This is a genomic window from Pseudomonas sp. WS 5146, from assembly GCF_012985495.1.
Lineage (GTDB): Bacteria > Pseudomonadota > Gammaproteobacteria > Pseudomonadales > Pseudomonadaceae > Aquipseudomonas > Aquipseudomonas edaphica.
Genome location: NZ_JAAQWL010000004.1, coordinates 343,358 through 357,791 on the forward strand (window position 1 = coordinate 343,358; position 14,434 = coordinate 357,791).

Sequence of the window (14,434 nt, forward strand, 5' to 3'; positions counted from 1 at the left end):
TGCAAAACAAATGTGGGAGCTGGCTTGCCTGCGATAGCATCACCTGGGTGTAACTGATACACCGAGGTGTCTGCATCGCAGGCAAGCCAGCTCCCACACAAGCCAGCTCCCAATTCAAGCCAGCTCCCACATTAGATTGAGGGTGACCTCAGGTTACTGCGAGGTCTTCGCCATCTGCTTGTCCGACGTGCGGAAGATCAGTCGCGTCGTGTCATACCCTTGCTGGCGCGCCCTGCTCAGCAGGTCTTCGCGGGTGTCGGCGCTCACCGTCGGTGTGCGCGACAAGATCCACATATAACGCCGGCTCGGGCTACCGACGATGGCGGTCTTGTAATCATCACTCACGTACAGCACCCAATAATCGCCCTTGGCGACGCCTGGCAGCAACGCGGTGAACCAGTTATTGAATTCCACCCAGAGCTTGTCGGTCTTGCCCGGCACTTGCGGCGTGGCCGTGCCCTTGGCTTCTTCCCACTTCCACTCTGTGGTCAGGCAGCGGTTAAACACCGACATATCGCCATCCGGCAGCAGGGTGTAGCGAGCCTCGGACTGCGCGCAGTTACGCTGGAAGTACATCGGCAATCGGGCCAACTCATACCAGGTGCCCTGGTAACGCTTGAGGTTGACGTTGCTCGCGGTCTTGGGTTGCAGATCATCGCCAGAATGGCTGGCGCAGCCCGCCAAAAACAGACTGGCGCAAAGAAACAAAACAAAACGCATCATTCTTCTTCTCCCGCAGGCTCGCGCCCCGGTTTACTTCAGGCCTTGCCCGGAAAACATCAGAACTTTGTCACCGGCGTACTGCACGCTGATAAAGCTGTTTTTATCGCCCCACGTGCAACTGGACATGCCCAGCGCACCGGAACAATCGGTCGGCTTACCCAGCAACGACTCCACCTCGGCCTTGGCCATGCCAGCCGACAGCTTCGCGTAGTTTTCTTGATTGACCTTGCTGCACGCGGCTAACAGCACGCAAAAAGCCAGCAGGGAGAGACGGCGTAAAGACATGGAAAAGCTCCTGGAGAGACAAAGCAGCTGGGGTATCTGCCAGAAGCTTAGAAGGGAAAAGAGGTGTCTGGTTCCCGATGGGCAAAAACAAAAAAACCCCGAAAACGCTGAAACGTTTCGGGGCTTCTTCTCATTCAAAACTTCAAGTCTTGAATGCTTCTGTGGCGAGGGAGCTTGCTCCCGTTCGGGTGCGCAGCGCCCGCAAGCTTTTTGGGGCCGCTTCGCAGCCCAACGGGAGCAAGCTCCCTCGCCACAGAGGTTTACTTCTTGTGATAAGCCGTCACACGCTCAACTTCTTCCTTCGAGCCCAGGAACACTGCCACACGCTGGTGCAGGCCTTCCGGCTGGATGTCGAGGATGCGCTGGTGGCCGTCAGTGGACGCGCCGCCTGCTTGCTCAACCAGGAACGACATCGGGTTGGCTTCGTACATCAAGCGCAGCTTGCCCGGTTTGGAAGGTTCTCGGCTGTCACGTGGGTACATGAACAGGCCACCACGGGTCAGGATGCGGTGCACGTCGGCAACCATCGCAGCGACCCAGCGCATGTTGAAGTTCTTCTTCAACGGGCCTTCTTCGCCGGCCATCAACTCGCCCACGTAGCGGGTCACAGGCTCTTCCCAGTGACGCTGGTTGGACATGTTGATCGCAAATTCCTGGGTGGAGGCAGGAATGGTGATGTCTTCGTGGGTCAGTACGAAGCTGCCCATTTCGCGGTCCAGGGTAAAGCCTTTGACGCCGTCGCCCAGGGTCAGCACCAGCATGGTCTGCGGGCCGTAGATGGCGTAACCGGCAGCAACCTGTTCGGTGCCTGGCTGCAGGAAGGCCTTTTCGTTCAGGGCTTCGTTCTGGCTCAGGTATTCGTTAGGGCAGCGCAGTACCGAGAAGATAGTGCCGACCGGTGCGTTGATGTCGATGTTGGACGAGCCGTCGAGTGGGTCGAACACCAGCAGGTACGCGCCTTTCGGGTATTTGCCCGGGATCTGGTAGGCATTGTCCATTTCTTCGGACGCCATGCCGGCCAGGTGGCCACCCCATTCGTTGGCTTCGAGCAGGATTTCGTTGGAAATCACGTCGAGCTTCTTCTGCACTTCGCCTTGGACGTTTTCAGTGCCCATGCTGCCCAGAACACCACCCAGTGCGCCTTTGGACACGGCGTGGCTGATTTCCTTGCAAGCACGCGCCACCACTTCGATAAGGAAGCGCAGATCGGCAGGCGTGTTGTTGCTGCGGGTCTGCTCGATCAAATAGCGACTCAGGGTAACGCGGGACATGGAAGGCTCCGGAAAATGGGGGGCTTAAAAACCCGCGCAGTTTAACGCGAGTCGAGGGTTATTTCCTCTAATCAGAGGATTTAACCCCAATAGAGTTCACGGCTTGGCCGCCGGTGCACGCAACAAACTGTAGGCCATCGCCCCTAGCGCCGCTACACCCAGCAGGAGCACGGCCCACAGGCCGAGTTTCTTCCAGTCGGTGCCCGCTTCGGGTGAAACGGCAATCACAGGCGATTTGACCCTCACGTCGCCTGTGACCGTGGCCTGCCCCAAGGTCTTGATACGCTCGGCGCTGTAGTCGGGAATCAGCGTCGACAGCGGCAAGTTAGCGGCCTTTACCGACGGGTTGCCCAACGCCAGGGTAAACGGCGGCTCGCCCCGCGCCAGGAACACCAACTGCGTGGCGCGCACAGCAAAACGCAATGCCGGCGCTTCCACGCCCAGGCCGCCGCCGCGCTCGTCCACCTGCAACTTAAGTTCGCCCACGGCCACGCCTGGCAATTGCAATTCATCCTGCACCACGTCCTGGCCGTTCTGGGCCAGGCGATACAACAAGCCATTGCTCAAAGGCTGCCAGGCTTGATTGGCTTCCCGCCGCCCCGCCAACGTCACGGGCGCCAGCGTGTTGGGCTGCTTGAGCTCGACGCGCAAGCGCTCCACATGCAGCCCCGTCGGCAACTGCCAGCTGTATTCACCCGCCTTGAGCCGCGTACCCGACAACGGCTGCGACCACACCAAGGGCATTGGCAGGCTGCTGCTGGTGGCGCTCACAAGCTTGGCCGAGGTCAGCGTCGGCGCGGCCTGGCCTTGCCACAGCAGGCGCAGGTAACGCGCCGATTGCCCCGGCAGGCTCACGTCATGTTGCTCGACCCGCTCATCGGCAAACGATAGGCGCGCCACCTGGCCATCGCCCCAGGGTTCCCAGTGCTGCAGGTCATCGCTGGCTTCAATGCTGAAACGCTGGAAGCCATCCTGTTCGCGACTCCAGTCCAGGCTCAGTTGCTGCAGCGGCGCCTTGATCGCGCTGGCGTCCAGTACCCAGCCTCGCAGCACCTGTTTGCCGGCCTTGGACGGGCGCACTTCCAGCAGCGTGCCTTCGGCGGTGGATTTCATCACCACGTCCGGCACACTTTGGCGGGTGTCGGCGGCGTACAACGGGAACCACTTCACGTCGGCGACCGTGCGACTTTCGGTGCGTTGCGCTGACTGGCGTGACAACGCGTAAGCCTGGGGCTCGCCGGCGGCGTTGAACACGCGCACATCACCAAGATCCGCCTGGCGCGCGCTCAATTGCACCGACAGCGGCAACTCCAGGCGATACCAAGGCCCGTTGCCACTTACCGCCAACGACACCTGTGTGGTGAAGTCGGCGGGCGTTTCTTGCGCCCACGCCGACAACGTCGAACACATGCCCAACGCGATCACGCTCAACTTACCGATCAAGAGGATGCTCCTTCAGTTTCCAACACCGGCTCGGCGCGTTTGGGCGGCAGCGGTGCGAAGTAACCCACCACCAGCAACAGCCCGCCCACACCAATAAACGATACGATCCGCGCCAGCCCGCCACGGTTGCTCAGCTCGACAAAGAACAGCTTGGCGACCACCACCGCAATCAACGCCGCGCCGATCAGCCACACTTCGCGACGAAGGCGCAGGTGGCCGCCGATCATCAGGCCCAGGGCGATCAGGGTCCAGACCAGCGACAGGCCAGCCTGCACCCACATGGACGCCAGCAAGGCATCCAGTTGGAACGGCACGCCCGCCCAATGGTGGGCGGTGCGCATCACCAAGGCCGTGAAGAAGGCAAACAGCGAAGCACCTGCGACACCTTGGGCGATCAGTTCAGCACGCGGCCCGCGTTGCGGCGCCACGCTGCGCGACCACAGGTAAATACCCAGCAATGCGAACAGCAGGCCCACGTCCAACGGGTTGAGCAATGGCACGTACGGCAGTGGTTTCGCCGTGCCGTCGCTGAAGATGTTCGCCAACCAGAACCAGCCGAGCATCAATACCGCCAGCGGCAACGCGGCCAGCACACGGTATTCACGCGGGTTTGCCGACACCGGCCACGGCCAACTGCGCGGTGCCGCCGCCAGCACCAGGTACAGGCTTGGCAGAATCGCCCAACCCAGCCAACGCCAGGCGTTGTACTCACTCGACAGCAGCAACAGGCCGTAACGCAGCTCCAGCGCCAACACACCGATCAACATCCAGCAGCCGAACACATGAGCGATGCTCAATACCTTGCCCGGCACCACCGCCGCCAAACGGCGCAGCGCGATAAAATGCACCACAAACACCGCCAACCACGCCAGCCAGCCGTAATGCGCTGCCGGGTGGTAGTAATCATGGGCAGACACCAGCAACACCACGCCCGCCGCCGGCATCAGCAAGGCGCACAGCATGCCCAGAGATGCCCAGCGTAAACGTGCGGCCAACAGCGCCCAGATCGCCACGCTCAGCGCCGCGATGCCGAGCAGAAATGCGCCTTGCAGCGCTTGCGGGATAAACCGCAGCACTTCGCCGATCAACGCCAATGCCCACCAGGCCGCGCCCCACACCAACAGCAGGTCGGACAGGCGTTGCAATTTCAACACGTCAAACACCGGCGCCTGCGACTCACGTTGCAAGCGCCAGGCGCCCACCATTGCCGCCAGGCCCAGCACCATCGGCGTCCAGAAAGCGCTGTGCGCCAAGGGCCGCAAGCCCTCGCTGTTCAACGGCCCGAGCAACTGCGGCACCGCCAACAGGAACGAAGCACCACCGATCAGTTGCAGCAGCAAACCAAACACGAAACTCACGCGTTGTTGCAGGTACAGGCTCAACCAGATGATCAGCAAGCCACTGGCCGCCCACACGCCGCTGGCGCTTTCCCATGGCAGCACAAACAGCACCGCAAGGTTGATCAGCACCAGACCCGCGAGCAGCACCACCGACAAGCCGCGCAGCAGCCGCACATCGCTGCGCACCATGTCATCGCGCGCCGCCATCAGCATGCCGCCGACCAACGCCAGGCCGATCAGCGAGGCGGTCAACAAGCCGGTCCAACCGGCACTGAATACCGCAGCCCCATCACCGCCCTGCAAACGCAGGAGGAACAACACCCCACCGAGCAATTGCACAGCAAAGGCAGTGAACAGGAAGGTGCGCGAGCCAATGCGCAGGCCGACAAACAGCGTCAGCAGCCCGGCGATTGCCCAACTGATGGCGGTGCCTTGGGTCAGCAACAACAAGGGTGCAAGCAGGTACAAAAAGGTCAATCCCAGGCTCGCCAGCACGGGCAGACCGGTGCGCTCCCATTGCGCCGCTTGTTCGGTCGATGCCTTGCGCAACTGATCGAAGCTGAACAACAGGGCCGCGCCCAGCAACAGCGCGCCCAGTGGTGCACCGTTGAGCAAGGTCAACTCGCCAACGCGCAGTTCGCTGAGGAACGCCAGCGCTGACCCCAACTGTAACAACAGGCCAAACGCACGAGCCAACGGCCGCTGCTGACGCAAGCCAAGCCAGAAGATCCCGGCGCCCTCCACTGCCCAGGCCGCCGCCGTCCAGCGCGCGTCGAGGCCCAGCGGAATCGCCAGGCTGGCAAAGATCACGCCCAGCGCCAGGCAAGTTTCGGCCAGCAGCAAGGCGCGCCCGCCACTCAGCATCCGCGCCAAGCCCATGTAGATAAGGCCTAAACCGAGTGCACTGAACGCGGCGGCAAACTCCAGGTGCTGCACCACGGCGAACTGCAAGCCAAAGCCTACCAACGGCGGGCCGAACAGCATGCTGCCATCGACATAATCACCCTTGGCCGCCGACCAGCGCAGCAGCGCCTCACGGCCTTCGGGGGCATCGCCCACCTCCTGCAGCTTGCGGCGGGCGAACAACAGGCCGATGGCCAGGTACATCAGGAAAAACAGGATCAGGAACGGCTCGGTGCTCCACAGCAGTTCCGGTGTGTAGGAGCGCATGCCCCAGGCGAAGCCTATGCCGAAGGTGCCGACAAATCCGATCAGGTTGAGCAGACGCCAGGCCTTGAACCACGCGATGGCCAGAATGCCGGCGTTGAGCAATGCAAAGTAACTGAACAGCGCCACATGATTACCGGCGCCGGTTGAGGTCAGAATCGGCGCGGCAAACCCACCCAGCGCCGCTGCGCAGGCCAGGCCGAGGGCATCCTGGGTGATCGCCAGGATTGCCGAGAACACCGTGACCGCCACCAGCAGGCCGAGTGCCGCGCCTGGGTCGATCAACGGGTGCAGGCGCATCGCAGCAAACACCGTCAGGTACAACACGGCAATCCCGGTACCCTGCAGCATCAGCCCGTAATTGCTGTTGCGCAGCCGTAACCACCAACCCAGGCCCAGCAGGCCGATGGCGGCAGCGGCAACCCCGGCGTAACGCAGTTCAATCGGCACCACCACGCCTTCGGTGGCATAACGCAGCAAGAAGGCCAGGCCAAGGAACAGCAGCACCACGCCAACGCGCAGCACGGTGTTGCCGCCGAACAGCCAATTACGGGCGCCGCCGATGGCGCGCTCGATCAGGTTGGGGCCACGGGGGATGGCAGGTTCTTTCGGTTTTGGTGCTGGGGTCCAGACGTCCTCCGGCAGTGGCTGTCTCGCCTCGGCCATCACGGCGACGGGCGCCAGTTCGGCGGGCAGCTCCCAAACAAGTTCGGGCTTGGCAACGGCAGGTGCAGGTTCAGGGATGGGGGCTTCGACAATCACGCTGTTTGTAGGCGCGGGCACTTCCAGTTGCCGCAGGCGCTCACCCAGGGCTATCAATGCCTTCTGCGTGGTCTCTAACTGAAGCGCTTGCTGGTCTGCCTGGGCGGACAGCCTCGACAGGCGAATCGCCTGACCAATGCCCAAGCCCAATAGCGCACCGAAGCCGGCATCGGTGAACGACTCATCGAGTGTCCAGCCGAGCACCAGGCCAATCAGCATGAAAATCCATTGCATGGTCGATATCCCTAAGCAGCCCGAGGCGGGCAAACCGAGGCCTAGTATATCGACGCAAAGCTAATGTGGGAGCGGGCTTGCCCGCGATTGCGGTGTATCAGTCGACATATTTGCCAACTGACACTGCGCCATCGCGGGCAAGCCCGCTCCCACATGGGTTTTTGCGGTGTTTAGTCGAGGGCTTTCCAGATCTCGGTGGCGTATTCGCGGATGGTGCGGTCCGAGCTGAACCAGCCCATGCGCGCCGTATTGAGCACAGCCGAACGCCACCAGGCCTTGGAATCGTGCCAATGCGCTTCGACCCGCGCCTGGGCGTCCCAGTAGGCGTCAAAGTCGGCGCACACCAGGAAACGGTCGTAGTCGATCAACCCGTCGATCAAGCCCACATAGCGGCCTGGATCATCCGGCGAGAACACCCCGCCGCGGATCGCTTGCAACACATCGTTGAGACGATGGGAGGCTGCCACATCCGGCCCGGCGTGGAATTCACCGGCGTGCTTGCGGGCTTCCACTTGTTCGGCGCTGAGGCCGAAGATAAACATATGCTCGGCGCCCACGCGCTCGTGCATCTCCACGTTGGCGCCGTCCATGGTGCCGATGGTCAGCGCGCCATTGAGGCCGAACTTCATGTTGCTGGTGCCAGAGGCTTCAAAACCGGCCGTGGAAATCTGCTCGGACAAGTCCGCCGCCGGGATGATGCTTTCCGCCAGGCTGACGTTGTAGTTGGGCAGGAACACCACCTTGAGCAAGCCGCGCACGGTCGGGTCGTTGTTCACGGTGCGGGCGATGTCGTTGGTCAGCTTGATGATCAACTTGGCCTGGTGATAGCTGGCCGCCGCCTTGCCCGCGAAGATTTTCACGCGCGGCACCCAATCGGTGCCTGGCTCGGCGCGGATTGCCTGGTACAAGGCCACGGTGTGCAGCAGGTTGAGCAGTTGGCGTTTGTATTCGTGGATCCGCTTGACCTGCACGTCGAACATCGCCGCCGGGTTCACCGAAATGCCCAGGCGCTCGTGGATGATCTCGGCCAGTGCCCTCTTGCTGTGCAGGCGCTGTTCGGCGAAGGCTTTGCGGAACACCTGCTTCTCGGCGAAGGTCTCCAGCTCCGTCAGGCGGGTTTCCATGGTGTCGAGGATGTCCGGCCCCAGAGCCTCCACCAGCATCTCGGTGAGCTTGGGGTTGGCCTGGTACAGCCAGCGGCGGAAGGTGATGCCGTTGGTTTTGTTGTTGATGCGCTCCGGGTACAGCTTGTGCAGTTCGGAGAACACCGTGCTGCGCATCAGTTGGGTGTGCAAACCGGACACACCGTTAACGCTATGGGAGCCAAGGAACGCCAGGTTACCCATGCGCACGCGGCGGCCGTTGTCTTCTTCGATCAACGACACCGCACGCAATACGTCAAAGTCGTGGATGCCCTTGGCGCGCAGCGAGTCGATGTGCTGGGCGTTGATCAGGTAGATGATCTGCATATGCCGAGGCAGCATGCGTTCCATCAAACCGACAGGCCAGGTTTCCAACGCCTCGGGCAACAAGGTGTGGTTGGTGTAGGAAAGGGTTTCGACGGTGACATCCCACGCGGCTTCCCACGGAATGTCATGCAGGTCGACCAGTTGGCGCATCAACTCAGCCACGGCGATGGACGGGTGGGTGTCGTTGAGCTGGATCGCGGCGTGTTCGCCCAGGCTGAGTACCGAGCCGTGCATGTTCTTGTGGCGGCGCAGCAGGTCTTGCAGCGAGGCCGAAACAAAGAAGTATTCCTGGCGCAGACGCAATTCCTGCCCCGCTTCGGTGCTGTCGGCCGGGTAAAGCACTCGGGAGATGCTTTCGGCGCGAGCCACTTCGGCGACGGCGCCCAAGTGGTCACCGGCGTTGAAGCGCTCCAGGTGCAGGTCTTCTACCGCCCGGGCGCGCCACAGGCGCAGGGTGTTCACGCTGGCGCCGCGCCAGCCGACTACCGGCGTGTCGTATGCCACCGCGCGAACTGTTTCGTTGGGCGTCCACACCTGGATCATCTTGCCGGAGGCGTCCGCCAGGGTTTCGACGCTGCCACCAAAGCCGATCGGGTAAATCACCTCGGCGCGCTCGAACTCCCACGGGTTGCCGAAATCCAGCCAGCGTTCGGTCTGTTCCTGCTGCCAGCCGTCGACAATCGCCTGGCGAAACAGGCCGTGTTCATAGCGGATGCCATAGCCGTGGCCGGCAATGCCCAGGGTCGACATGCTTTCCATAAAGCACGCGGCCAGGCGGCCCAGGCCACCGTTGCCGAGCGCCGCGTCGGGCTCCAAGAGGCGGATGCGCTCCAAATCCACACCCAGCTCGGACAAAGCTTCGCGGGCAATCTCCAACACGCCGAGGTTGCTAAGGCTGTCGTAGAGCAAACGGCCGATCAGGAACTCCAGCGAGAGGTAATACACCCGCTTCTGGCCTTTGCGGTAGATGCGCCGCGTGTGGTTCATCCAGTGGTCGACCATCTGGTCGCGGGCGGCCAGTGCAATGGCTTCGAACCAGTCGTGGTCGAAGGCGTGATCCGGGTCCTTGCCCACCGCGTAGGTAAGTTTGGTCAAGACAGCATCGCGGAATGCGGCTACCTCTGCTTCTCGTGCAAGCGGTTCCTGAGACATCGGTGCGACCTCGGGCGAGATTGAAGGAGTTGCTAGAGCCTAGTCGGTCTGACAGACGGTAGACGTGCTGGTTCGGCAGTTTTTTAACTCATTCACCATTGCTGGAAATTGATGCAGGGGCCGTGCCTGCTTTTCTCCCCTGCACCGTTGGAGATGAAATCTGCAAAATATTGTTCAAAAAACCACCAATCCCGGTATGATCGCGCGCCCGGATACAGCCCCACCTTGGAACCTTGATGAAGCCTCAACTGATCGCCGCCGCTGAACTCGACCGTCTCGAGACCTGGCAGAAATATTCCGCCCACATGTGCGGTGGCTGCGTGTCCAGCTGCTGCACGCTGCCGGTCGAGGTGAAGATCAAGGACCTGATCCGCATTGGCATCGTCGATGAGTTCGAGCGCGGCGACCCACCGAAGAACATCGCCAAGCGTTTGCAGAAGGAAGGCATCGTCGAGCGCTACAATTCCAAATCCGAAATTTTCACCCTGCAGCGCATGAGCAATAACGACTGCCTGTACCTGGATCGTAAGACGCGCTTCTGCACTATTTATGACAAGCGCCCGGATACCTGCCGCAACCACCCGAAAATCGGGCCGCGGCCGGGGTATTGTGCGTACAAGCCGAAGGAAGTGGTGCGCGAGACCAATTTCCGGACTCTCGACAAGTTCTGATGATCATGATGATCGTTCCCACGCTCCGCGTGGGAATGCAGCCCTGGACGCTCTGCGTCCGCCCTTAAAAGCGGGACGCGGAGCGTCCCAAGCGGCATTCCCACGCAGAGCGTGGGAACGATCAGGCATAAAAAAACGCCCCCGGCCTTTCGACCGGGGGCGTTTTTCATTCAGCCTGAGTTAACTCAGTTCTTGGCTTTCTTGGCAGCGCGGGTACGCTCGCCTTCGTCCAGGATCTTCTTACGCAGGCGGATCGACTTAGGCGTAACTTCGCACAGCTCGTCGTCCTGGATGAATTCCAGGGCCTGTTCCAGGGTGAAGCGAACAGGTGGGACCAGAGCGATGGTTTCGTCTTTGCCCGAAGCACGCATGTTGTCGAGCTTCTTGCCTTTGGTTGGGTTAACGCCCATGTCGTTGTCACGGCTGTTCAGACCAACGATCTGACCGTTGTAGATCTCTTGACCGTGTTCAACGAACAGCTTGCCACGCGCCTGCAGAGTTTCCAGGGAGTAGGTCAGCGCCTTGCCGGTTTCTACCGATACCAGAACACCGTTCTGACGGCCGGACATGTCGCCGGACTTCATGGTGTCGTAGCGATCGAAGATCGAGGTCAGGATGCCAGCACCGTTGGTCAGGGTCAGGAACTGGTTACGGAAACCGATCAGACCACGCGCAGGGATGTTGTATTCCAGACGTACACGGCCTTTGCCATCCGGCACCATGTTGGTCAGGTCGCCCTTACGCAGGCCCATCTCTTCCATGACCTTGCCCTGGGATTCTTCAGGGGTGTCGATGGTCACGTTTTCGAACGGTTCCTGCTTCACGCCGTCAACCTGACGGATGATCACTTCTGGACGACCAACGCCCATTTCGAAGCCTTCGCGACGCATGGTTTCGATCAGTACCGAGAGGTGCAGCTCACCACGGCCGGAAACCTTGAACTTGTCAGCCGAGTCGCCTTCTTCAACGCGCAGTGCAACGTTGTACAGCAGCTCTTTGTCCAGACGTTCCTTGATGTTACGGGAAGTCACGAACTTGCCTTCTTTACCGCAGAAAGGCGAGTCGTTTACCTGGAAGGTCATGGAAACGGTTGGCTCGTCAACGGTCAGAGGCTTCATCGCCTCAACGTTGTCTGGCTGGCACAGGGTGTCGGAGATGAACAGCGAGTCCATACCGCTCACGCACACGATGTCGCCGGCGAAAGCTTCTTCAACGTCGATGCGGTGCAGGCCGTGGTGACCCATCAGCTTCAGGATACGACCGTTACGCTTCTTGCCGTCGGCGCCGATGGCGACAACTGGAGTGTTCGGCTTGACGCTACCACGCGCGATACGGCCAACACCGATAACACCCAGGAAGCTGTTGTAGTCCAGTGCCGAGATTTGCATCTGGAACGGGCCTTCACGGTCAACTTTTGGTGCCGGTACGTTGTCGACGATCGACTGGTACAGCGGGGTCATGTCTTCAGCCATGTCGGTGTGTTCCAGACCGGCAATGCCGTTCAGGGCCGAGGCGTAGACCACTTTGAAGTCCAGCTGTTCTTCGGTAGCACCCAGGTTGTCAAACAGGTCGAAGATCTGGTCCAGAACCCAGTCCGGACGCGCGCCTGGACGGTCAACCTTGTTGATGCACACGATCGGACGCAGGCCGGCTTCGAAAGCCTTCTTGGTCACGAAACGGGTTTGCGGCATAGGGCCGTCTTGAGCGTCAACCAGCAGCAGAACGGAGTCAACCATCGACATTACGCGTTCTACTTCGCCGCCGAAGTCGGCGTGGCCCGGGGTGTCCACGATGTTGATGTGGTAGCCGTTCCAGTTGATAGCGGTGTTTTTAGCCAGGATGGTAATACCGCGCTCTTTTTCCTGGTCGTTGGAGTCCATCACGCGCTCGTCGTTGAGCTCGTTGCGCTCCAGGGTGCCGGATTGACGCAGGAGTTTGTCTACCAGGGTGGTTTTACCATGGTCAACGTGAGCAATGATGGCGATGTTACGTAGATTTTCGATCACTTGTGTATCTCGATCAGAGGATTCGGTGTGCTGACAGGTCGTGGCAGCGATTAACAGTAGAGTCAGGCCTTGCCGTTACAGCTTGACGGCAGAGTCGGGGGGCCGGTGACGCAGGCCACAGGCAAACAGCCCCGGGCTCTTAGCTCGGTCGATAAACGCGCACATTGGCATACCCCTCACTGAGCAAATGGTGGGCATGCAGGCGACTCATCACGCCTTTGTCGCAATACAGCAGGTACTGACGGCTGTTATCCAGTTCCTTGAAACGCGCGTTCAGTGCGTAGAACGGCAGCGCTTGCACGTCGATGCCAGCGATTTCCAGCGGCTCATCCTCGGCGGCATCCGGGTGACGGATGTCGACGACGATCTGGCCGGCCAGGGCTTCGCTGACTTCTTCGATTTGCACATCCTGGCCCAATTCATCGATAACGCGATCGATCGGGACCAGTTTGGCGTTCTCAAGCGCACGCTCAAGAATCGCCATATCAAACTGTTGTTCTTCATACTCCACGCGGTTGCGCTTGGCGTGGGTCTTGGGGTTCACCGAAATGACCCCGCAATATTCAGGCATGTGCTTGGCAAAGTCGGCCGTGCCGATTTCTTCTGCCAGGTCGATGATGTCCTGTTTGTGGCTGGCGATCAGCGGGCGCAAGACCAGCTTCTCGGTGACGCAATCAATCAGCGACAGGTTGGGCAGCGTCTGGCTGGACACCTGGGAGATCGCCTCACCGGTCACCAACGCGTCGATCTGCAACTGATCGGCGATTCGGGACGCAGCGCGCAACATCATACGCTTCAATACTACGCCCATATGACTGTTATCGACTTTGCCGAGAATTTCGCCCAGCACTTCCTCAAACGGCACGCTTACAAATAGCACGCGCTGGGAGCTGCCGTACTTCTTCCAGATAAAGTGCGCGACTTCCATCACGCCCAATTCGTGTGCACGCCCGCCCAGGTTAAAGAAGCAGAAGTGGCTCATCAGGCCGCGACGCATGATCTGGTAGGCCGCCACCGTGGAATCGAAACCGCCGGACATGAGTACCAGGGTCTGTTCCAGTGCGCCCAGCGGGTAGCCGCCGATACTGTTGTGCTGGCTGTGGATCACAAACAACCGTTGGTCGCGAATTTCCATGCGCACTTCAATTTGCGGCGCTTTGAGGGAAATTCCGGCGGCGCCGCACTCGCGACGCAGCTTGCTGCCGACGTATTTCTCTACATCCATGGAGCTGAAGGTGTGCTTGCCGGCGCGCTTGCAGCGCACCGAAAAGATCTTGCCTTCAAGCGACTCGCCGTAGTGCTGTTTGCACTTTTCGGTGATGTCATCGAAGTCGCCCAACGGGTACTCATCGACCTGCAGGAAATGCGCGATGCCCGGCATGCAGCTCAGGCGCTCGGTCATGTCCTTCAAGGCTTTGGCGTCGGTAATGCGGGTTTCCAGCTCGAGGTTGTCCCACACGCCGTTCACCACCACAGCCGGGTCCAGGTCTCGGAGCACGGCACGGATGTTCTTGGCCAACTGACGGATGAAACGCGTCCGTACCGGTCGGCTTTTGATGGTGATCTCGGGGAAGACTTTTACGATTAATTTCATGGAAACAGCGCGCGCCGGGCCTGCTGAAAAAGGGGGGCGCGGATTATAGCGGAAATCGCTCAAGGTTTAACCAGTTAATATGCATCACAGACGCAACGCACCAAAACGGGTCATTTGCGCAAATTAACGCTACATTGCAGTGCGTTATTTATTCCGCTTCAGCGGATTGCACCGTTATAGGGGCCATTTTGAGGCAAAAAGGCCATGTTGGCGCACTGGCATGCAATTTGCTCTCTTGTGAGGCAGGTTGCCTTGGTCGAGTATTCGCGCCGGCATCACCCACATTCTAAGGGCTAACTCCACTACCCCAGCCCGAA

General features: G+C 60.4%; 9 protein-coding genes. 1 reads left to right on the forward strand and 8 read right to left on the reverse strand.

Annotated elements, in window-relative coordinates:
• Positions 1-153: 153 nt before the first annotated feature.
• The 6 genes from HBO41_RS13740 to HBO41_RS13765 form a co-directional block, all read right to left on the reverse strand.
• On the reverse strand, positions 154-723 hold the full coding sequence (locus HBO41_RS13740; protein ID WP_017138620.1) for a lipocalin family protein: 570 nt from the start codon (positions 721-723) through the stop codon (positions 154-156).
• A 30-nt stretch (positions 724-753) separates the two neighbouring features.
• Positions 754-1,008: a hypothetical protein gene (locus HBO41_RS13745; RefSeq protein ID WP_017138621.1), complete on the reverse strand. Its 255-nt coding sequence runs from the start codon at positions 1,006-1,008 to the stop codon at positions 754-756.
• Between the two features lie 260 nt (positions 1,009-1,268).
• Positions 1,269-2,279 (reverse strand): class 1 fructose-bisphosphatase, encoded by a 1,011-nt coding sequence (locus HBO41_RS13750; RefSeq protein WP_003237460.1) that lies wholly within the window; start codon positions 2,277-2,279, stop codon positions 1,269-1,271.
• Between the two features lie 96 nt (positions 2,280-2,375).
• On the reverse strand, positions 2,376-3,719 hold the full coding sequence (locus tag HBO41_RS13755; RefSeq protein WP_169986747.1) for a DUF3999 domain-containing protein: 1,344 nt from the start codon (positions 3,717-3,719) through the stop codon (positions 2,376-2,378).
• Positions 3,719-7,225, reverse strand: coding sequence for a DUF2339 domain-containing protein (locus tag HBO41_RS13760; protein WP_169986622.1), 3,507 nt, complete (start codon positions 7,223-7,225; stop codon positions 3,719-3,721). Before HBO41_RS13760 ends, HBO41_RS13755 begins: the two co-directional genes overlap by 1 nt.
• Before the next feature lie 170 nt (positions 7,226-7,395).
• Positions 7,396-9,846, reverse strand: a complete 2,451-nt coding sequence (locus tag HBO41_RS13765; RefSeq protein WP_017138624.1) for a glycogen/starch/alpha-glucan phosphorylase — start codon at positions 9,844-9,846, stop codon at positions 7,396-7,398.
• Between the two features lie 236 nt (positions 9,847-10,082).
• On the opposite strand from HBO41_RS13765, the gene HBO41_RS13770 reads away from it, so the two are divergent.
• Positions 10,083-10,517 (forward strand): YkgJ family cysteine cluster protein, encoded by a 435-nt coding sequence (locus HBO41_RS13770; protein WP_053253906.1) that lies wholly within the window; start codon positions 10,083-10,085, stop codon positions 10,515-10,517.
• Between the two features lie 185 nt (positions 10,518-10,702).
• Here the strand turns inward: HBO41_RS13770 and typA are convergent, their stop codons facing one another.
• Both typA and thiI read right to left on the reverse strand, forming a co-directional pair.
• On the reverse strand, positions 10,703-12,523 hold the full coding sequence (gene typA / locus HBO41_RS13780) for a translational GTPase TypA (protein ID WP_003217997.1): 1,821 nt from the start codon (positions 12,521-12,523) through the stop codon (positions 10,703-10,705).
• 139 nt (positions 12,524-12,662) lie between these two features.
• A complete protein-coding gene (gene thiI / locus HBO41_RS13785) occupies positions 12,663-14,117 on the reverse strand; it encodes a tRNA uracil 4-sulfurtransferase ThiI (protein ID WP_065930794.1) in 1,455 nt (484 codons plus the stop codon).
• Between the last annotated feature and the right edge of the window lie 317 nt (positions 14,118-14,434).

Bases quoted from the DNA above. Each gene is read 5' to 3' on its own strand.
- HBO41_RS13740 (WP_017138620.1), bottom strand. From the start codon at position 723: ATGATGCGTTTTGTTTTGTTTCTTTGCGCCAGTCTGTTTTTGGCGGGC.
- HBO41_RS13745 (WP_017138621.1), bottom strand. From the start codon at position 1,008: ATGTCTTTACGCCGTCTCTCCCTGCTGGCTTTTTGCGTGCTGTTAGCC.
- HBO41_RS13750 (WP_003237460.1), bottom strand. From the start codon at position 2,279: ATGTCCCGCGTTACCCTGAGTCGCTATTTGATCGAGCAGACCCGCAGC.
- HBO41_RS13760 (WP_169986622.1), bottom strand. From the start codon at position 7,225: ATGCAATGGATTTTCATGCTGATTGGCCTGGTGCTCGGCTGGACACTC.
- HBO41_RS13765 (WP_017138624.1), bottom strand. From the start codon at position 9,846: ATGTCTCAGGAACCGCTTGCACGAGAAGCAGAGGTAGCCGCATTCCGC.
- HBO41_RS13770 (WP_053253906.1), top strand. From the start codon at position 10,083: ATGAAGCCTCAACTGATCGCCGCCGCTGAACTCGACCGTCTCGAGACC.
- thiI (WP_065930794.1), bottom strand. From the start codon at position 14,117: ATGAAATTAATCGTAAAAGTCTTCCCCGAGATCACCATCAAAAGCCGA.